14 protein-coding genes and 1 pseudogene are annotated in these 20,120 nt (G+C 71.4%); 10 read left to right on the top strand and 5 right to left on the bottom strand.

What is annotated here, in order from left to right; translation table 11 throughout:
* The first annotated feature begins 167 nt into the window (after positions 1–167).
* The 3 genes from ACFWN1_RS00400 (at position 168) to aroQ (ending at position 2,880) form a co-directional block, all read left to right on the top strand.
* Positions 168–1,163, top strand: a complete 996-nt coding sequence (locus tag ACFWN1_RS00400; RefSeq protein WP_384356492.1) for a TerC family protein — start codon at positions 168–170, stop codon at positions 1,161–1,163.
* A 50-nt stretch (positions 1,164–1,213) separates the two neighbouring features.
* The gene (locus ACFWN1_RS00395; RefSeq protein ID WP_384356489.1) at positions 1,214–2,314 is read left to right on the top strand and encodes a calcium:proton antiporter; all 1,101 of its coding nucleotides are present in this window, start codon (positions 1,214–1,216) and stop codon (positions 2,312–2,314) included.
* Positions 2,315–2,406: 92 nt separating this feature from the next.
* Positions 2,407–2,880, top strand: a complete 474-nt coding sequence (gene aroQ / locus ACFWN1_RS00390; protein WP_384356486.1) for a type II 3-dehydroquinate dehydratase — start codon at positions 2,407–2,409, stop codon at positions 2,878–2,880.
* Positions 2,881–2,902: 22 nt separating this feature from the next.
* On the opposite strand, the gene ACFWN1_RS00385 is transcribed toward aroQ, so the two are convergent.
* Positions 2,903–3,559, bottom strand: a complete 657-nt coding sequence (locus tag ACFWN1_RS00385) for an MBL fold metallo-hydrolase (protein ID WP_384356483.1) — start codon at positions 3,557–3,559, stop codon at positions 2,903–2,905.
* A 46-nt stretch (positions 3,560–3,605) separates the two neighbouring features.
* Positions 3,606–4,292, bottom strand: a complete 687-nt coding sequence (locus ACFWN1_RS00380; protein WP_384356480.1) for a maleylpyruvate isomerase family mycothiol-dependent enzyme — start codon at positions 4,290–4,292, stop codon at positions 3,606–3,608.
* Positions 4,293–4,516: 224 nt separating this feature from the next.
* Here ACFWN1_RS00380 and uvrA point away from each other — a divergent pair, with 224 nt between their 5' ends.
* Positions 4,517–7,558: an excinuclease ABC subunit UvrA gene (gene uvrA / locus ACFWN1_RS00375; protein WP_384356477.1), complete on the top strand. Its 3,042-nt coding sequence runs from the start codon at positions 4,517–4,519 to the stop codon at positions 7,556–7,558.
* 131 nt (positions 7,559–7,689) lie between these two features.
* Here the strand turns inward: uvrA and ACFWN1_RS00370 are convergent, their stop codons facing one another.
* Together ACFWN1_RS00370 and ACFWN1_RS00365 are read right to left on the bottom strand one after the other, a co-directional pair.
* Positions 7,690–8,601, bottom strand: a complete 912-nt coding sequence (locus ACFWN1_RS00370; protein WP_384356474.1) for a carbohydrate kinase — start codon at positions 8,599–8,601, stop codon at positions 7,690–7,692.
* The gene (locus ACFWN1_RS00365) at positions 8,598–9,692 is read right to left on the bottom strand and encodes a LacI family DNA-binding transcriptional regulator (protein WP_384356471.1); all 1,095 of its coding nucleotides are present in this window, start codon (positions 9,690–9,692) and stop codon (positions 8,598–8,600) included. Before ACFWN1_RS00365 ends, ACFWN1_RS00370 begins: the two co-directional genes overlap by 4 nt.
* A gap of 285 nt (positions 9,693–9,977) precedes the next feature.
* Between ACFWN1_RS00365 and ACFWN1_RS00360 the strand changes: the two are divergent.
* Positions 9,978–10,280: pseudogene (locus ACFWN1_RS00360) on the top strand (FeS-binding protein); the annotation flags it as partial.
* Between the two features lie 158 nt (positions 10,281–10,438).
* Here the strand turns inward: ACFWN1_RS00360 and ACFWN1_RS00355 are convergent.
* A complete protein-coding gene (locus tag ACFWN1_RS00355) occupies positions 10,439–11,386 on the bottom strand; it encodes a hypothetical protein (protein WP_384356468.1) in 948 nt (315 codons plus the stop codon).
* Positions 11,387–11,701: 315 nt separating this feature from the next.
* Between ACFWN1_RS00355 and uvrC the strand changes: the two genes are divergently transcribed.
* The 5 genes from uvrC to ACFWN1_RS00330 all read left to right on the top strand — a co-directional run bounded on the left by uvrC (position 11,702) and on the right by ACFWN1_RS00330 (position 20,043).
* Positions 11,702–13,843: an excinuclease ABC subunit UvrC gene (gene uvrC / locus ACFWN1_RS00350; RefSeq protein WP_384356465.1), complete on the top strand. Its 2,142-nt coding sequence runs from the start codon at positions 11,702–11,704 to the stop codon at positions 13,841–13,843.
* Positions 13,840–14,841 (top strand): RNase adapter RapZ, encoded by a 1,002-nt coding sequence (gene rapZ / locus ACFWN1_RS00345; RefSeq protein WP_384356462.1) that lies wholly within the window; start codon positions 13,840–13,842, stop codon positions 14,839–14,841. Before uvrC ends, rapZ begins: the two co-directional genes overlap by 4 nt.
* On the top strand, positions 14,838–15,932 hold the full coding sequence (gene yvcK, locus ACFWN1_RS00340; protein WP_384356459.1) for a uridine diphosphate-N-acetylglucosamine-binding protein YvcK: 1,095 nt from the start codon (positions 14,838–14,840) through the stop codon (positions 15,930–15,932). The genes rapZ and yvcK overlap by 4 nt, the downstream gene beginning before the upstream one ends.
* Positions 15,923–16,912: a DNA-binding protein WhiA gene (gene whiA, locus ACFWN1_RS00335; protein ID WP_384356456.1), complete on the top strand. Its 990-nt coding sequence runs from the start codon at positions 15,923–15,925 to the stop codon at positions 16,910–16,912. The genes yvcK and whiA overlap by 10 nt, the downstream gene beginning before the upstream one ends.
* 167 nt (positions 16,913–17,079) lie before the next feature.
* Positions 17,080–20,043, top strand: a complete 2,964-nt coding sequence (locus ACFWN1_RS00330; protein WP_384356453.1) for a M14 family zinc carboxypeptidase — start codon at positions 17,080–17,082, stop codon at positions 20,041–20,043.
* The last annotated feature ends 77 nt before the right edge of the window (positions 20,044–20,120 follow it).

Raw genomic sequence — 20,120 nt, 5'->3', positions numbered from 1 at the left:
TTGGTGATTGCGGTACTGTCTTCGTGCGGAGGGGAGTACTCCTTGATGCGGCGCACCCGTCAGTACGAATCCCCATGGATTCCGGGGCGCCGGCCCGTTCTCCGGGTGGAAGAGACCTCCGGCAGCGACAACGCTGATGTTTGCCGTGACGTAATGCCGGAGGTGTCGTGGACGTCTCGATGACCCTGTGGGTCCTGACCATCGTGGGCCTTGCCGCCCTGATCGCCGTGGACTTCTTCATCGGCCGCAAGCCGCATGAGGTGTCCATCAAGGAAGCGGGCATCTGGACAGCCGTCTGGATCGCCCTGGCCGGACTGTTCGGCCTCGGACTGTTCTACTTCGGCGGCGGCCAGCCCGCCGGGGAGTTCTTCGCCGGTTTCATCACCGAGAAGTCGCTGAGCGTCGACAACCTCTTCGTCTTCGTCCTGATCATGACGAAGTTCGCGGTTCCCGCGCAGTACCAGCAGCGGGTCCTGCTGTTCGGTGTGCTCATAGCCCTGGTCCTGCGGGCCGTCTTCATCGCGGCCGGCGCGGCGATCATCGCCAGCTTCTCCTGGGTGTTCTTCATCTTCGGCGCCTTCCTGATCTGGACCGCCTGGAAGCTCATCCAGGAGGCCCGCGCCGATCACGAGGACGAGGAGTACGAGGAGAACAAGATCCTGAAGGCCGCCGAGCGCAGGTTCGGCGTCGCCGACCGGTACCACGGCACCAAGCTGTGGATCGAGGAGAACGGCAAGCGGGTCATGACCCCGATGCTGGTCGTGATGCTCGCCATCGGCACCACCGACGTGCTTTTCGCGCTGGACTCCATCCCCGCGATCTTCGGCCTGACGCAGGACCCGTACATCGTCTTCACTGCGAACGCCTTCGCCCTGATGGGTCTGCGCCAGCTGTACTTCCTCATCGGCGGCCTGCTGAAGAAGCTGGTCCACCTGTCCTACGGCCTGTCGGTCATCCTCGGCTTCATCGGCGTCAAGCTGGTGCTGCACGCGCTGCACGAGCTCGGGTTGCACGTCCCCGAGATCAGCATCCCCGTCTCCCTGGCCGTCATCTGCGGCGTCCTGGTCATCACCACGATCACCAGCCTCATCGCCACCCGGAAGCAGGCCGCCGCCGAGGCGGGCGGGGGTGGCGACGCCCCCAAGGACAGCATCGACGCCTGACACGGGACGAACGGAATGCGAACCCTGTACGCCTCTGCCAGCATCACTGCATGATCAATCGGCTCAGGTCGCTCGTCGCGCGGTGGACGCTCCTCGTGCCGGTGCTCGCGGTGGTCCTCCTCGTCCTCACCTGGGGCCGTGATCTGCCCGGCGCGGTCGTGGCCCTGGTGAGCCTCGTACTAGCCGGGGCCGTCCTCGCCGCCGTGCACCACGCCGAGGTCGTCGCCCACCGGGTGGGCGAACCCTTCGGCTCCCTGGTGCTCGCCATCGCCGTCACCATCATCGAGGTGGCGCTGATCGTCACCCTCATGGTGGACGGCGGGGACAAGAGCTCCACCCTGGCCCGCGACACGGTCTTCGCCGCCGTGATGATCACCTGCAACGGCATCCTCGGCATCTGCCTCCTGGTCGCCTCCCTGCGCCACGGCACCGCCATGTTCAACCCCGAGGGCACCGGAGCCGCACTGGCCACGGTCGCCACCCTGGCCACCCTCAGCCTGGTGCTGCCCACCTTCACGACCAGCAAGCCCGGCCCCGAGTTCTCCACCGTGCAACTGACGTTCGCGGCCCTGTCCTCCCTGGTCCTGTACGGCCTCTTCGTCGCCACCCAGACCCTGCGCCACCGCGACTACTTCCTGCCGGTCACCAAGGAGGGCGAGATCATCACCGCGGCCGACCACGCGGTGCCCCCGTCCGCCCGTTACGCCGGGGTCAGCCTCGGCCTGCTCGGCCTCGCTCTCGTCGGCGTGGTCGGCCTCGCCAAGGGTGTGTCGCCCACGATCGAGTCGGGGGTGGCGGGCGCGGGTCTGCCCCCGGCGGTCGTCGGCGTGGTCATCGCCCTGCTCGTCCTGCTGCCCGAGACCATCGCCGCGCTGCGCGCCGCCCGGCGCGACCGTGTGCAGACCAGCCTCAACCTCGCGCTGGGCTCCGCGATGGCCAGCATCGGTCTGACCATCCCGGCCGTCGCCCTGGCCTCGGTCTGGCTGTCCGGACCCCTCGTGCTGGGCCTCGGCGCCACCCACATGCTGCTGCTCGCCCTCACCGTGGTCGTCGCCTCGCTCACGGTCGTCCCCGGCCGCGCCACCCCGCTCCAGGGCGGTGTCCACCTGGTCCTCTTCGCCGCCTACCTGGAGCTGGCCCTCAACCCCTAGTGCCGGGCCCGAAGGCCGCCTCGGCGGCCCGTGATAGACCGGGTGCGAGTAGTGGCCGCCGACCGGCCCCTGACGCACCGGAGGAACCCACCGTGTCCCGCACCCTGGCCAGCGCCCCGATCATGATCCTCAACGGGCCCAACCTGAACCTCCTCGGCCAGCGGCAGCCCGAGATCTACGGCAAGGACACCCTGGCCGACGTGGAGGCCCTGTGCGCCGAGGCCGCGGCCGGGTACGGCGGCACGGTGGACTTCCGGCAGTCCAACCACGAGGGCCAGCTGGTCGACTGGGTCCACGAGGCACGGCTCGACCACGCCGGGATCGTCATCAACCCCGGCGCCTACTCCCACACGTCGGTGGCGATCCTGGACGCGCTCAACACCTGCGACGGCCTGCCCGTGCTGGAGGTGCACATCTCCAACATCCACCGGCGCGAGTCCTTCCGGCACCACTCGTACGTCTCGCTGCGCGCCGACGGGGTGATCGCGGGCTGCGGGGTGCAGGGCTACGTCTTCGCGGTGGAGCGGATCGCCACGCTGCTGGGACCGGCGCGCGCCGACGCCTGAACCCGACCCTGGCCCACCGCGCTCACCAGCCGCGCGCGTGCCACTCCGGCAGGTGCGGGCGCTCGGCGCCCAGGCTGGTGTCGTCGCCGTGGCCGGGGTAGACCCAGGTCTCGTCCGGCAGCGCGTCGAAGATCTTCGTCTCCACGTCGTGGATCAGGCTGGCGAACGCCTCGGGGTCCTGGCGCGTGTTGCCGACCCCGCCGGGGAAGAGGCAGTCACCGGTGAAGACGTGCGGGTGGCCGTGCGGGTCGTCGTAGACCAGCGCGATGGAGCCCGGCGTGTGGCCGACCAGATGGCGCGCGGTCAGCTCGACCTGGCCGACCCGGATGACGTCCCCGTCGTCGACCGGCACGTCGGTGGCGACCGGGATGCCGGAGGCGTCCGCCCGCCCAGCGTAGGTACGGGCGCCCGTGGCGCCGACGACCTCGCCGAGCGCCTGCCAGTGGTCGCCGTGCTGATGGGTGGTGACGACGGACGCGATGCCGTCCTCGCCGATCATGGTGAGAAGGGTGTGCGCCTCGGCGGCCGCGTCGATCAGCAACTGCTCGTCGGTGGCCCGGCAGCGCAGCAGATAGGCGTTGTTGTTCATCGGGCCGACCGCGACCTTCGTGATCATCAGATCCTTGAGCTCGTGCACGTCCGCCGGTCCGCCGACCCTGACCTCGCCGCTGTACGTCATGAAGATCAGCCTATAGCGGGACGGGCGTTGGCGGCCCGGCGTGGTGTCACAGCGGGGGGAGCGCGGGCAGTTCGCCGCCCCTGACCTCCAGCGCTGCCCCGGCGCGGCGCCCGGCGAGCCAGCCCAGCAGGCCGGCCGGGGTGCCGGTGACGGTGACCTCGGGGTCGGGAGCATCCTGGCCCGTGCTCCACGCGCGCGTGCCGTCGGTGAGCAGGATCGCGGGCACCTCGGGGTGGCCCAGGAAGCGCCGCGCCAGGAACTCGGTCTCGCGTTCGGTGAACTCGGCCGGAAGATCCTCCAGCTCGTAGCCGGCGCCGAGATCCACGTGGTGCAGCTCCACCTCCGCCCAGCGCCGGAACGGCAGCCGGGCCGCGACATCGGTGACACCGTTGCGCAGCTCCACGACGCGGGTCCAGTCGCCCGGCGCGGACCCCGCCGTGTCGAACCGGGCCGCGCTGTCGCGCACGTCGGTGAGCTGGGTCTCCAGCGGGCGCGGGGCGTCCCGCTCGATGTCGGCGTCGCGGGTCTCGGCGCTCACGTACATCGGGCGGCCCTCCAGCACGTTCACGAGGGCGTCGGCGTTGCGGGCGAGGTGGGCGAGGACATGGCCACGCGTCCAGTCCGGAAGCCGTGACGGCTCGGCCAGTGCCGCGTTGTCCAGTGCGGCGGCCGCGCTGAGCAGCCGGTCCGTCGCTTCCCGTACACGGGCCAGGTCATGAGCGTGATCGGTCATGGGTCCGACCCTAGCTGGACCACTCCTTCGGGTGAAGGTGGCGGACTTCCTCCGTAATTCGAAAGCGCGTGCTATATCGTCGGAGGCGGCGTCGGGCATGCTGGATAGCTGGGGATTGTTATGCATCCGGGAATCCGACCGGCGTTGTCAGTGGCTCCCCCTAGGCTCGAAGAAGCACGGGGCCTCGGCCCCTGTCACTTCTCTTAAGAAAGGTGCGGACCGGCGTGGCCGACCGTCTCATCGTCCGTGGCGCGCGCGAGCACAACCTGAAGAATGTCTCGCTCGACCTGCCGCGCGACGCGCTCATCGTCTTCACGGGCCTGTCCGGGTCGGGCAAGTCCTCGCTGGCCTTCGACACCATCTTCGCCGAGGGCCAGCGCCGCTACGTGGAGTCGCTCTCCTCGTACGCCCGCCAGTTCCTCGGGCAGATGGACAAGCCCGACGTCGACTTCATCGAGGGCCTCTCGCCCGCGGTCTCCATCGACCAGAAGTCGACCTCGCGCAACCCGCGCTCCACGGTCGGCACCATCACCGAGGTCTACGACTACCTGCGCCTGCTGTTCGCGCGCATCGGCAAGCCGCACTGCCCCGAGTGCGGCCGCCCGATCGCACGCCAGTCGCCGCAGGCCATCGTGGACAAGGTGCTGGAGCTTCCCGAGGGCAGCCGCTTCCAGGTTCTCTCCCCGCTCGTGCGCGAGCGCAAGGGCGAGTTCGTCGACCTCTTCGCCGACCTCCAGACCAAGGGCTACTCCCGCGCGCGGGTCGACGGCCAGACCATCCAGCTGTCCGAGCCGCCGACCCTGAAGAAGCAGGAGAAGCACACCATCGAGGTGGTCATCGACCGCCTCACGGTGAAGGACTCCGCCAAGCGCCGGCTCACCGACTCCGTGGAGACCGCCCTCGGCCTGTCCGGCGGCATGGTCGTGCTCGACTTCGTAGACCTCCCCGAGGACGACCCCGAGCGCGAGCGCATGTTCTCGGAGCACCTGTACTGCACGTACGACGACCTGTCCTTCGAGGAGCTGGAGCCGCGCTCCTTCTCCTTCAACTCGCCCTTCGGCGCCTGCCCCGAGTGCACCGGCATCGGTACGCGCATGGAGGTCGACGCGGAGCTGATCGTCCCGGACGAGGACAAGTCGCTCGACGAGGGCGCCATCCACCCCTGGTCGCACGGCCACACCAAGGACTACTTCGGCCGGCTGGTCAACGCCCTCGCGGACGCGCTCGGCTTCCGCACCGACATCCCCTTCGCCGGGCTGCCCCAGCGGGCGAAGAAGGCCCTGCTGTACGGCCACAAGACCCAGATCGAGGTCCGCTACCGCAACCGGTACGGCCGGGAGCGCGTGTACACCACCCCGTTCGAGGGCGCGGTGCCGTTCGTCAAGCGGCGGCACAGCGAAGCCGAGAGCGACGCGAGCCGCGAGCGCTTCGAGGGCTATATGCGCGAGGTGCCCTGCCCCTCCTGCGAGGGCACCCGCCTGAAGCCGATCGTCCTCGCGGTCTCCGTCATGGGGAAGTCGATCGCCGAGGTCTCCGCGATGTCGATCAGCGACTGCGCGGACTTCCTTGGTGAGCTGAAGCTCAACGCCCGCGACAAGAAGATCGCCGAGCGTGTGCTGAAGGAGGTCAACGAGCGGCTGCGCTTCCTGGTCGACGTCGGCCTGGACTACCTCTCGCTCAACCGTGCGGCTGGCACTCTCTCCGGCGGCGAGGCCCAGCGCATCCGCCTGGCCACCCAGATCGGCTCCGGCCTGGTCGGCGTGCTCTACGTGCTCGACGAGCCGTCCATCGGCCTGCACCAGCGGGACAACCACCGTCTGATCGAGACCCTGGTCCGGCTGCGCGACATGGGCAACACCCTGATCGTGGTCGAGCATGACGAGGACACCATCAAGGTCGCCGACTGGATCGTGGACATCGGTCCGGGCGCCGGTGAGCACGGCGGCAAGGTCGTGCACAGCGGGCACCTCAAGGAGCTGCTCGCCAACACCGAGTCGCAGACCGGCCAGTACCTCTCCGGCCGCAGGTCGATCCCGCTGCCCGACATCCGCCGGCCCCTCGACCCGTCCCGGGAGCTCGTGGTGCGCGGTGCCCGCGAGAACAACCTCCAGGACATCGACGTGTCCTTCCCGCTGGGCGTGTTCACGGCCGTCACCGGCGTGTCCGGCTCGGGCAAGTCGACCCTGGTCAACGACATCCTCTACACCCACCTGGCCCGCGAGCTGAACGGCGCGCGCAACGTCCCCGGCCGGCACACGCGCGTGGACGGCGACGACCTGGTGGACAAGGTCGTGCACGTCGACCAGTCGCCCATCGGCCGCACCCCGCGCTCCAACCCGGCGACGTACACCGGCGTCTTCGACCACGTCCGCAGGCTGTTCGCCGAGACCACCGAGGCGAAGGTGCGGGGTTACCAGCCCGGCCGCTTCTCCTTCAACGTCAAGGGCGGCCGCTGCGAGAACTGCTCGGGCGACGGCACCATCAAGATCGAGATGAACTTCCTCCCGGACGTGTACGTCCCGTGCGAGGTCTGCCACGGCGCCCGGTACAACCGGGAGACCCTGGAGGTCCACTACAAGGGCAAGTCCATCGCCGACGTGCTGAACATGCCGATCGAGGAGGCCACCGACTTCTTCGAGGCCGTGCCCGCCATCTCCCGGCACTTGCGCACCCTCAAGGACGTCGGTCTCGGCTATGTGCGGCTCGGCCAGTCCGCGACCACCCTGTCCGGCGGTGAGGCACAGCGCGTCAAGCTCGCCAGCGAGCTGCAGAAGCGCTCCACCGGCCGTACGGTCTATGTCCTGGACGAGCCGACCACCGGTCTGCACTTCGAGGACATCAGCAAGCTGCTGAGGGTGCTCACCGGCCTGGTGGAGAAGGGCAACACGGTCGTCGTCATCGAGCACAACCTCGATGTGATCAAGACCGCCGACTGGGTCATCGACATGGGCCCGGAGGGCGGTGCGGGAGGCGGTCTCGTGGTCGCCGAGGGCACACCCGAGGAGGTCGCGGCGGTTCCGGCCAGCCACACCGGAAAGTTCCTGCGCGAGATCCTCGGCGCCGACCGCGTCAGCGACTCGGGCCCGGTGAATTCCCCGCGCGCCACGGGTGCGCGGAAGACGGCGAAGTCCACCGCCACCAGGGCTACGGCGAAGAAGACGGCGCCGAAGGCGGTGACGGCCAAGGCCAACAGCACCACGACCGACAAGGCCGGCCCTGCCAAGAAGACGGCGGCCAAGAAGGTGACGCGGGCCCGCAAGGTCTGACCCCGCATCTTCGGGTAAGAGCGGCGCCTCACGGAACCAACCCCGCGAGGCGCCGACGCCGGCTCAGCCGGTCACGGCTCGCCCTGCTCAGCCCCTGCCGGTCACGGTGCGTCCTGCCAGGCTTCAGCCGGTCACAGTTCGCTCAGCTCGGTCGCGTACGGCGGCTCCGCGCCCGCCCGTGAACAGGTGATCGCCGCCGCGCGCGCGGCGAAGCCGAGCAGTCGCCGCCAGATGTCCGGACCGAGGCCGGCCAGGGCCCGCGCGGACAGCGCGTCCAGGACGGACAGCCCGTGCAGCAGGGCCGCGTTCACCGTGTCCCCGGCGCCGATGGTGTCCACCACGTCGACCTTCTCGCCGAGTACCCGGTGCTCCGAGCCGTCTGCGGTGAAGACCGAGAGGCCGTCGCCGCCCCGCGTGACCACCACGGCGGAGGGACCCGCGGCCAGCCACTCGCGCGGGGTGCCGCCCAGCCACCGGGCGTCCTCCTCGGACAGCTTCAGCAGGGTCACGTAGGGCAGCCAGCCGAGGAAGCGCTCGCGGTAGGCGTCCGCGTCCGGGATCAGTCCCGCCCGGATGTTGGGGTCGAGCGCGGTGAACAGGCCCTGGCCGGCGGCCGACCGCAGCAGCTCCTCGTAGGCGCTCGCCCCAGGCTCCAGGACCAGTGAGCAGGTGCCGAAGGACACCGCGCGGGTGCCCCCGGGCAGAGCGGCTGGGGTGGCGAAGAGGCGGTCGGCGGTGCCCTCGACGTAGAAGGAGTAGGCCGCCGAGCCGCCGGAGTCGATGGTGGCTACCGCGAGCGTGGTCGGTTCGGGGCCGCGCTGTACGGCGGACACGTCCACCCCGGCCTGCCGGAGCCCGTCGAGCAGGGCCTCGCCGAAGGCGTCGTGCGAGGCGCGGGAGGCGAAGGCGGTCGGCGAGCCCAGCCTGCCGAGCGCCACGGCGGTGTTGAACGGGCCGCCGCCGAGCGCGGGCCGGAGGGCGGCCAGGGCGCCACGGCCCTGCGGTACCAGGTCGATCAATGCCTCACCGGCGACGACGATCACGGAGTGGTTCCCTTCTCGGACTGCGAGGTCGATTCCATGCTGCTCCCGGTGTCAGCCGGCCTGGGCTCCGGGCAGCCGCAGGAGGCACGGTGGACGACCGCACAGGGCAGCCGTACCGTCCTGGCCTCCCGGTCCGGCGCCGCCAGACGGTCCAGCAGCACCCGGACGGCGCGGGCGCCCATCTCCCGGCTGGGCTGCGCGACCGCGGTGAGCCGGGGTGCGAACAGGTCGGCCCAGGCGAAGTCGTCGAAGCAGCACAGGGCGATGTCACCGGGCACGTCCAGACCGAGCCCTCTCAGCGCTCGCAGGGCGCCGATGGTCATCGCGTTGTTGGCGGTGACCAGTGCCGTGGGCGCGTCGGGCAGGGCGACCAGCGCGGCCGTGGCCCGTTCGGCACCCGTGGACTCGGAGCTGCCGGACACCACGAGTTCCTCGTCGGCGTCGAGGCCCGCCGCCGCGAGCCCCTGCCGGTATCCCGCGATGCGCTCGCTGGTGGTACTGAGCCCCGGCAGCCCGGCGACCAGGCCGATCCGCCGGTGGCCCAGCGAGGCGAGGTGGGCGACCAGCTCGGCCATCGGCCCGGAATTCTCGGCACAGACCTGGTCGAAGGAACCGGCGAGGTCTGGGCCCCCGGCACCGGCAGGCCCGAGCACCCGGTCGAGCAGCACCGTCGGCACGGCCTGGCGACGGAGGTACGCGACGAGGCCGCCCGGCTCAGCCGAGGGAGCCACGATCACGCCGTCCACCCGGCGCTCGTGCAGCAGCTGGACGACCTTCAGCTCGTGCCCGGGGTCGTCGTGCGGGTCCGCGATGAGCAGGCTGTAGCCCGCCTCCAGCGCGGCCGCCTCCACGCCCTGCAGGATCTCGGTGAAGTACGGGTTGCTGATCGCCGACACCGCGAGCCCGATGGAACGGGTCCGGGAGGTCACCAGGGAGCGGGCGAGCGAGTTGGGCGTGTAGCCGAGGGCGTCGACGGCGTCCAGGACGGCCTGGCGGGTGTGGGGCAGCACCGGGCGCGTGCCGTTGAGGACATGGGACACGGTCGCCACGGAGACACCGGCACTCCGGGCCACGTCGGCCATGGTGGACATCGCGCTTCCCCTCCCGTGTGATCCCGTGTGATCCCGTGTGATCCGTGCACCGGCCAGGGCGCGGCCGACGGATGCGGGTCCCGGCGGCCATCGTCGGTCCCACGGGCGGGAAGGTATCCCATCGACCGCTCCCGCGTAAACGCTTGCGCAAGCGTTTACGAGGACTTCGTCGCACCGGAACTCCACCCGAGCGCCCGCTTCCGTGGCCTGGTCCACCCCGCCCCGATTCGGCCACTCCGCCCGGATGAGGTCGCCCCACACACCCTCTGACCTGGGGAGACCTCGATGCCCGCCGCCTCGTCCGCCAGCCGCCGCACCGTCCTTGGAGGAGCCGCCGTGGCGCTGGTCGCCGGGCTCGGGCCAGCCGCCTGCGCGACCCCGCAGGACCAGTCCGCGTCGGCGGTCACCTCCACCGTCGACCCGGTGGCCGAGGGCGAGGTGCCCGAGGGCGGGGCGAAGCTCTACCGCGAGCACGACGTGGTGGTCGGCCGGGACGGCGAAGGCGGACTGACGGCGTACAGCCCGGTCTGCACGCACGCCGGAAGCGTGATCGACAGACTGCGCGGCACGACCCCGGTCTGTCCCTGTCACGCCAGCGAGTTCGAGGCCGTCACCGGCAAGGTGGTCCAGGCGCCGGTGCCCGATCCGTCGGCCGAGCTGCTGGGAAGGTGTCGGACGGCCGGATCGTGGCAGGGCCGGCCGCCTGACGGCGCCGATCATCCCTGCTCAGGGCGCCGTGGCGGCCCTCACTCCCACTCCCAGGCGATCCCGACCGTCCCCGGCCGGACCCGTGGCTCGACCACGTGGACGCTGCGGTGCGGCTCACTGACCGCCAGCTCCTGCCGTCCCGCGCGGGGCGCGGCGGGGGAGAACTGGGTGAAACGGTGGCAGCGGGCCGGCAGCGCGGACGCGTCGAAGCGGATCTGGAGCGCGTACTGACCGCCCGGTGAGCCGAAGCGGTGGGCGTACTCGTGCGAGGCCCCGGCGGTGCCGTCGGTGAAGCCGTACCGGAACAGGAAGGTGTCGCCGGAGCGCAGCCGGGTGCCGAAGAGCAGCTCGGCCACCAGGACGCCGGTCTCCCGGTCCAGCCGGACGCGGCCGGTGCGGCAGTTCTCCAGTGCCTGGACGGCCATGTCGTCCGGATGGCAGCCGGGGTCGCCGTGATGGACGGCGACGAAGCGGTCCACGCCGTCGAGATGGGCCCGCACGATGTGCTCGGACTCGCGGCTCGCCAGCTCGCGCCGGCCCCCGATGCGGACCCGCTCGTGATGGCCGAGGGTGTGTATGCCGCCGTCCGTGGCCCAGTCCAGCTCCGCCCGGAGCCGGTCCAGCGTGTGTGACGCCTCGATCAGGGAGCGGTAGGAGCGGGGCGCGGGCCGGTCGGTGCCGGCCGACCCGGGCACCTCGGCCAGCAGCCTGATCAGTGATTCCTCCGGCAGCCGGAGGATCTCCTCCAGCGCGCGCACGGCACGCAGCGACTCGGGGCGCTGCGGACGGCGGGCGCCCTGCTGCCAGTAACTGAGGCTGGTCACGCCGACCTTCACCCCGTGGCGCGACAGATGGTGCTGTACGCGCTGGAGCGGCAGCCCGCGGGCGGCTATCGCGGCGCGCAGCGCCACATGGAAGGGGCCGCCCCGCAGGGCCGTCTCCAGCTCGGCGGAGGCGAGGTCCGGGTGCTCTGTGACATGTGGCATGCACAGAAGCCTTTCTGTGAGGTGTCACCATGGCTGGTCAGACCGCGGTGCGGGGTCGTGTGCCACCCCGTGGGGCTCCCGGGGCGCGTTCGCGGGCGGGCACGCCGTTCGCGTGCGCCGAGTGCGAGGCCCCGAGTTCCCCCGCATTGAAGCGTGTTGACCACACCCCGACAACACCCTGGGTCACGTCATGGCCCGGGTCGTGACGCCCCGAAGCCCTTGCCGACGCGGTTGTCCACAGGCCGGTCGGGCACCTCCGGCACCGCTGTCCACAGGCCCGGCGCGGTGTCCGCGCTCGCCAGTAGGGTGTGAGTCATGGCCGACCCCTCCAGCTACCGCCCCAGGCCGGGCGAGATCCCCGACTCCCCGGGGGTGTACAGGTTCCGAGACGAGCACCGCCGGGTGATCTACGTCGGAAAGGCGAAGAGCCTGCGCCAGCGCCTGGCGAACTACTTCCAGGACCTTGCGAACCTGCACCCGCGAACCCGCTCCATGGTCACCACCGCCGCGTCCGTGGAGTGGACCGTGGTGTCCACCGAGGTCGAAGCGCTCCAGCTGGAGTACTCCTGGATCAAGGAGTACGACCCCCGGTTCAACGTCAAGTACCGCGACGACAAGAGCTATCCGTACCTCGCGGTGACGATGAACGACGAGTTCCCACGCGTGCAGGTGATGCGCGGTCACAAGAGGAAGGGCGTGCGGTACTTCGGCCCGTACGCCCACGCGTGGGCGATCCGGGACACCGTCGACCTGCTGCTGCGCGTCTTCCCCGTGCGCACCTGCTCGGCCGGTGTCTTCAAGAACGCCGAGCGCACCGGCCGCCCCTGCCTGCTCGGGTACATCGGCAAGTGCTCCGCGCCCTGCGTCGGCCGGGTCTCGCCGGAGGACCACTACGAGCTGGCCGAGGAGTTCTGCGACTTCATGGCCGGCCGCACCGGCACCTACCTCCGCCGCCTGGAGAAGCAGATGGCCGAGGCGTCCGACGAGATGGAGTACGAGCGGGCCGCCCGTCTGCGCGACGACGTCGGCGCCCTCAAGAAGGCCATGGAGAAGAACGCGGTCGTGCTCGCCGACGCGACCGACGCCGACCTCATCGCCGTCGCGGAGGACGAGCTGGAGGCCGCCGTCCAGATCTTCCATGTGCGCGGCGGCCGGGTGCGCGGCCAGCGCGGCTGGGTCACCGACAAGGTCGAGGAGATCACCACCGCCGCCTTGGTCGAGCACGCCCTCCAGCAGCTCTACGGCGAGGAGACCGGGGACTCCGTGCCCAAGGAGGTGCTGGTCCCGGCGCTGCCCGACCCGTTGGAGCCGGTTCAGGAGTGGCTGACCGTCCGGCGCGGTGCGAACGTCTCGCTGCGCATCCCGCAGCGCGGCGACAAGAAGGCGCTGATGGAGACCGTCCAGCGCAATGCCCAGCAGGCCCTCGTGCTGCACAAGACCAAGCGTGCCTCCGACCTCACCACCCGCTCGCGCGCGTTGGAGGAGATCGCCGACGCCCTCGAACTCGACAGCGCCCCGCTGCGGATCGAGTGCTACGACATCTCCCACCTCCAGGGCGACGACGTGGTGGCCTCCATGGTCGTCTTCGAGGACGGCCTCCAGCGCAAGAACGAGTACCGCCGCTTTCAGATCAAGGGCTTCGCCGGCCAGGACGATGTCCGCTCCATGCACGAGGTGATCACCCGCCGCTTCCGCCGCTACCTGGCGGAGAAGGAGAGGTCCGGCGAGTGGGCGGGCGCCGAGGACGCCCCGGTGGACGGCGCACCCGGCCCCGCGGACGGCGTCCCGCTCGGTACTCCGGGCGTCGCTCCCGGCGTCGCCCCGGCCGTCGCGGAGGACGACGGGATCATCGGGCTCAAGGACGACGACGGCCGCCCCAGGAAGTTCGCCTACCCGCCCCAGCTCGTCGTGGTCGACGGCGGCCGCCCGCAGGTCGCCGCCGCCCGGCGCGCGCTGGACGAGCTGGGGATCGACGACATCGCCGTCTGCGGTCTCGCCAAGCGCCTGGAAGAGGTCTGGGTGCCCGGCGAGGAGGACCCCGTGGTGCTGCCCCGCAGCAGCGAGGGCCTCTACCTCCTCCAGCGCGTGCGCGACGAGGCCCACCGCTTCGCCATCACCTACCAGCGCGCCAAACGCGCCAAGCGCCTGCGCAGCGGCCCGCTGGACGAGGTGCCCGGCCTCGGCGAGACCCGTAAGCAGGCCCTCATCAAGCACTTCGGCTCGGTCAAGCGGCTGCGCGCCGCCACACTCGAGCAGATCCTGGAAGTACCCGGCATAGGCCGGAAGACGGCCGAGACCATCGCGGTGGCACTCGCCCGTTCGGCCCCGGCCGCGCCCGCCGTGAACACGGCGACCGGAGAGATCATTGACGAGGAGGAACCCGACACGACGGGCGGTTCCTCCGGAGAGTCCGTGAGCGCGGGCCTCCCGGACGACCGACGGGGGCAGGAGACATGACCGAGCACGAGGCACGACCCGCGGCCCAGCGGCCGACCACACACACGGCGACCGACGACAGCCCGCCGCAGGCAGCGGAACAGGACAACGGAGCACAGGTGAGTACGGACGTCACGCCGGCAGCGGCCAACGAAGCGCCCATCCCCGAGCTGGTGATCATCTCCGGCATGTCCGGAGCGGGCCGCTCGACGGCCGCGAAGTGCCTGGAGGACCTCGGCTGGTTCGTCGTCGACAACCTCCCGCCCGCCCTGATCCCCACCATGGTGGAGCTGGGCGCCCGCTCGCAGGGCAACGTGGCGCGGATCGCGGTCGTCGTGGACGTGCGCGGCCGCCGCTTCTTCGACAACCTGCGCGAATCCCTCGCCGATCTCGACAGCCGGGGCGTCACCCGGCGGATCGTCTTCCTGGAGTCCTCCGAGGACGCCCTGGTGCGCCGCTTCGAGTCGGTGCGCCGCCCGCACCCCCTCCAGGGCGACGGCCGGATCGTGGACGGCATCGCCGCCGAGCGCGAACTGCTGCGCGAGCTGCGCGGCGACGCCGACCTGGTCATCGACACCTCCAGTCTCAACGTGCACGAGCTGCGCGCCAAGATGGACGCCCAGTTCGCGGGCGACGAGGAGCCCGAGCTGCGGGCCACCGTCATGTCCTTCGGCTTCAAGTACGGCCTGCCGGTCGACGCCGACCTCGTCGCGGACATGCGCTTCCTGCCCAACCCGCACTGGGTGCCGGAGCTGCGCCCCTTCACCGGGGTCAACGAGGAGGTGGCCTCCTACGTCTTCAACCAGCCCGGCGCCAAGGAGTTCCTCGACCGGTACGCCGAACTGCTCCGGCTGATCGCGGCCGGCTACCGCCGCGAGGGCAAGCGGTACGTGACCATCGCCATCGGCTGTACGGGCGGCAAGCACCGCTCGGTCGCCATGTCGGAGAAGCTCGCCGCGCGCCTGGTCGCGGAGGGTGTGGAGACGGTGGTCGTGCACCGGGACATGGGACGCGAATGACGGAGCGTGCACGGCGGCTGCGCGCCCTGCGCCGCGTGGTCCCCGAGGGGCGCCTGAGCCGCGCCACCGCCGAGGCCCACGCGTCCCGTCCCGTCGAGGCCCGTGGCGCGCGCCCCCGCAGGCGCGGGGCCCAGCCCAAGGTGGTCGCGCTAGGCGGCGGCATGGGACTGTCCGCCTCGCTCGCCGCGCTACGCCGGATCACCGGTGACCTCACCGCCGTGGTCACGGTCGCCGACGACGGCGGCTCCAGCGGACGCCTGCGCGAGGAGCTGGGCGTGCTGCCGCCCGGCGACCTCCGCAAGGCGCTGGCCGCGCTCTGCGGGGACGACGAGTGGGGCCAGACCTGGGCCCGGGTCATCCAGCACCGCTTCCAGTCCCAGGGCGACCTGCACGACCACGCGGTCGGCAACGTGCTGATCGTCGCCCTGTGGGAGCAGCTCGGCGACCATGTGCTGGCACTGGACCTGGTGGGCAGACTGCTCGGCGCGCACGGCCGGGTGCTGCCCATGTCCGCGGTGCCGCTGGAGCTGCAGGCCCTCGTCAAGGGACACGACCCGGAGCGCCCGGAGGACGTGGACACCGTCCGAGGGCAGGCGACGGTCGCGCTGACGCCGGGCGAGGTGCAGTCGGTGCACCTGGTGCCCTCCGACCCGCCCGCCGTGCCGGAGGCGGTCGAAGCGGTGCTGGACGCGGACTGGGTGGTGCTCGGGCCGGGGTCCTGGTTCTCCTCGGTCATCCCGCATCTGCTCGTTCCCGAACTGCTGGACGCGCTCACCCAGACCAAGGCGCGCAGGGTCCTCCCGCTGAACCTCGCCCCCCAGCCCGGCGAAACAGAGGGCTTCTCCCCGCAGCGTCATTTGGAGGTTTTGGGGCGACACGCCCCTAAACTCGCCCTGGACGTGGTGCTGGCCGACGAGGCGGCCGTGCCCGACCGCGATTCGCTCACCGAGGCCGCCAAGCGGCTGGGAGCGGCGGTCGAGCTGGCGCCGGTGGCCCGGACCGACGGAACTCCCCGGCACGATCCGGAGCTGCTGGCCGCCGCGTACGACCGTATTTTTCGGATGCATGGAAGGATCGGCCCATGGCGATGACGGCAGCGGTGAAGGATGAGATCTCCCGGCTCCCCGTCACCCGGACCTGCTGCAGAAAGGCGGAGGTCTCCGCCATTCTGCGGTTCGCCGGCGGCCTCCACCTGGTGAGCGGGCGCATTGTGATCGAGGCGGAGCTGGACACCGCGATGGCGGCCCGGCGCCTCAAGCGGGACATCCTGGAGATCTTCGGCCACAGCTCCGAGCTGATCGTGATGGCGCCCGGCGGGCTGCGGCGCGGCTCGCGCTATGTGGTGCGGGTCGTGGCGGGCGGCGACCAGCTGGCCCGGCAGACCGGGCTGGTGGACGGCCGGGGCCGCCCGATCCGTGGACTGCCCCCGCAGGTGGTGTCCGGCGCCACCTGTGACGCCGAGGCGGCCTGGCGCGGAGCCTTCCTGGCGCACGGTTCGCTCACCGAGCCCGGCCGGTCCTCCTCGCTGGAGGTGACCTGCCCCGGCCCCGAGGCCGCGCTCGCGCTGGTCGGCGCCGCCCGCAGGCTGTCGATCGCCGCGAAGGCCCGCGAGGTCCGGGGTGTGGACCGGGTCGTCGTGCGGGACGGTGACGCCATCGGCGCCCTGCTCACCCGGCTCGGCGCGCACGAGTCGGTGCTGGCCTGGGAGGAGCGCCGGATGCGGCGCGAGGTACGCGCGACCGCCAACCGGCTCGCCAACTTCGACGATGCCAACCTGCGCCGCTCGGCGCGAGCCGCGGTCGCCGCCGGGGCACGGGTGCAGCGGGCGCTGGAGATCCTGGGCGAGGAGGTGCCCGAGCACCTCGCGGCCGCCGGGCGGCTGCGCATGGAGCACAAGCAGGCGTCCCTGGAGGAGCTGGGCGCGCTCGCCGACCCGCCGCTGACCAAGGACGCGGTGGCCGGCCGTATCCGCCGGCTGCTGGCGATGGCCGACAAGCGCGCCTCCGACCTGGGTATCCCGAGCACCGAGGCCAACCTCTCCGAGGAGCTGGCGGACAACCTCGCGGTCTGAGCCGCCGGAGCAGTGAGGAGCGCCGCGCCGACGCCGGTGCCGCCGCCCGCTCGGGTGGTCGGTGCCGGCGTCCTCGCGTGTCTGTGGGGCGCTCTTGACTCGATCATGTAGTGACATGAGCCTGGCAACCTGTTCGCCACTGTGGCGGACCATCGCGAGGGGGGTTCATGAGACACCGAGTGAGACCCGCAGCCAGGCCCACGTCCAGGGCGGTCCTCGCCGCCGGGGCACTGCTGGCCGGAGCGGCCTGCCTCACGCCCGTCGCCCAGGCGCGGGAGAGCACGCCCGCCGACAGCGGCAACGAGGTCAAGGTATTCCGGGCGGACGTGACCCGGGCCCAGGTGCCCCTGCTGCTCAGGGCCGGGCAGGACGCCCACGAGCTGGGGGAGGGGGTGGCAGCGCGCGGCCGGACCGCCGTCGAGGTCTACCTCACCGACCGGCAGGCCCGCGGCCTGAAGGAGCAGGGCGTACGCCTCACCGAGCGCTCCCTGCCGAGCGGCGCGAACAAACGCCTGACGGCCGCCGCGCAGGGCGTGTTCCGCCCGTACAGCGGCAGCGGCGGGCTCAAGGAGGAGATCCTGCGGACCGCGCGGGAGAACCCCGGCCTCGCCAAGGTCGAGTCCATCGGGAAGACCGTGCGCGGCCAGGACATCCTCGCGCTCAAGGTCACCAGGAACGCCCGGACCTCGAAGGACGGTTCCCGGCCCGCCGTGCTGTACCTGTCCAACCAGCACGCGCGCGAGTGGATCACCCCGGAGATGACCCGGCGCCTGATGCACCATTATCTGGACAACTACCGGTCGGACAAACGGATCAGAAAGCTCGTGGACACCACCGAGCTGTGGTTCGTGCTGTCCGCGAACCCCGACGGTTACGACTACACCTTCAAGGACTCCGGCACCCGGCTGTGGCGGAAGAACCTGCGCGACATCAACGGCGACGGTGTCATCGGCACCGGCGACGGCGTCGACCTCAACCGCAACTTCGACTACAAGTGGGGCTACGACGACGAGGGTTCGTCCCCCAGCCCCGCGAGCGAGACCTACCGCGGACCGAGCGCGCACTCCGAGCCGGAGACCAGGGCGCTGGACGGGCTGGAGAAGCGCGTCAAGTTCGCGTACGGCATCAACTACCACTCCGCCGCCGAACTCCTCCTCTACGGCGTCGGCTGGCAGGTCGCCACCGACACCCCCGACGACGTGCTCTACAAGGCGCTGGCCGGCACCCCTGACAAACCTGCGATCCCGGGCTACCGCTCCCAGGTCTCCTCGGAGCTGTACACCACCAACGGCGAGGCGGACGGGCATGCCGCGAACGTCAACGGGATGGCGATGTTCACCCCCGAGATGTCCACCTGTGCGACCGCCTCCGCGTCCGACCCGGACGACGCCTGGAACCCCGACGACTGCCGTTCCGTCTTCACCTTCCCGGACGACGAGACGCTGATCGAGCGGGAGTTCGAGAAGAACGTGCCGTTCGCGCTGTCCGTCGCGGCGACCGCCGCCCACCCCGACCGGCCCGTCTCCACCGTCGGCCTGAAGGCACCCGACTTCACCCCCGCCGAGTTCACCACCTCCTACGCGCGGGGCGGCGGCCAGCAGGTCGCCGTCGTCGCCCGCAAGGCGGTCCGGAACAAGCGGCTGGTGTACCGCGTCAACGGGGGACGCGCGCACCAGCGGACCCTGCGCCCCTGGAAGGGCGGCGAGACCTACGGCGGCGACGACAACCTCCACTTCGACCAGTACCGAGCCGTGGTGCCCGGCGGGAGAGCCGGAGACCGGGTCGAGGTGTGGTTCAAGGGAGCGGGCCGGGCGGCCGGCAGCCGCTTCACGTACACCGTCGCCGACCGAGGCGCCGCCGACACCCTCGTCGTCGCCGAGGAAGGCGCCACCGCGACCCGGACCCGCGCCTACACCGACGCCCTGAAGGCGGCCGGGCGCAGGCCCCTGGTGTGGGACACCGCCCGGCGCGGCGCCCCCGACGCCCTCGGCGTGCTCAGCCACTTCCGCACCGTCGTCCACTACTCGGGCCCCGACGGACCCGGCAACGCCACCCAGCTCCAGCTGCGGGCCCACCTCAACGAGGGCGGCAAGCTGATCGAGGCCGGTGAGAACGCCGGAGGCGACGTGGACCTCGGCGGCGGCAACCTCTCCGACGACTTCAGCCAGTACTACCTGGGCGCCTACAGCCGGACCTCCACCCCGGGCGCCACCGGCCTCACCGGCACCGGCGCGCTGACCGGCGTCTCCGCCGCGCTCGGGGACGCGCCGGGCAACCCGCTCGACGCGGCCGGTGCCTACGGAGTCACCTCGGACGAGCTGCCCCCCACCACCTACCCCCAGTTCCGCAGCGCGGGCGCGGGCCGGTTCACGGGTGCCGTCAGCCCGTACGGGCCGTACGCGGGCGCGTACATGGCCGCCGCGGTGCACACCGATGACGCCTACAAGCGCCTCACCCGCACCATCGACCTCACCGGTGTCGGCGCCGCCGACAAGCCCGCTTTCGGCACCAGGCTGCTGTGGGACACCGAGCGGGGCTACGACCACGCGGTGGTGGAGGTGCACACCGTCGGCGCCGACGACTGGACGACCCTCCCGGAGGCGGGCGGGGCCACCACGGACGCCGTGCCCGCCGAGTGCGGGGCCGGGTTCTTCGTCCAGGAGCACCCCTGGCTGCGGCACTACCTCACTCTTTCGGGCAATACCTGCGCGCCCACCGGCAGCACCGGTCAGTGGCACAGCCTCACCGGCAGGTCGGCCGGCTGGCAGCGGGTGGACTTCGACCTGAGCGCCTACGCGGGCAAGAAGGTCGAACTGTCCCTCTCCTACCTCACCGACGCCGGCTCCGGCGGCCACGGCGTGCTCGCCGACGACGCCTCGCTCGTCATCGGCGGCAACGCGCGGGAGACGGAAGGGTTCGAGTCCTCCCTCGGTCCCTGGCGCGCCTCCGGACCCCCGGCCGGGAGCCCGGCGCTGCTAAAGGACTGGACCCGCACCGGCGCCCTCTTCCAGACCTATGGAGCGGTCACGACCGACGACACGGTGCTGCTCGGATTCGGCCTGGAACAGGTGGCGTCGGCGGCCGACCGGACCGCCCTCGTCCGCAAGGCGCTGGCCGCACTCGACAGGTGAGCGAGACCCCTTCTCAACGGTGCGCGGAACGGCCCCGCATCAGGTGAGCCAACCCGCTCACGAACGAGTGAAAAGCG

Source organism: Streptomyces sp. NPDC058459 (assembly GCF_042721685.1).
In the GTDB taxonomy this organism is placed as follows: domain Bacteria; phylum Actinomycetota; class Actinomycetes; order Streptomycetales; family Streptomycetaceae; genus Streptomyces.
This window is presented reverse-complemented; position numbering and strand designations above follow the sequence as displayed.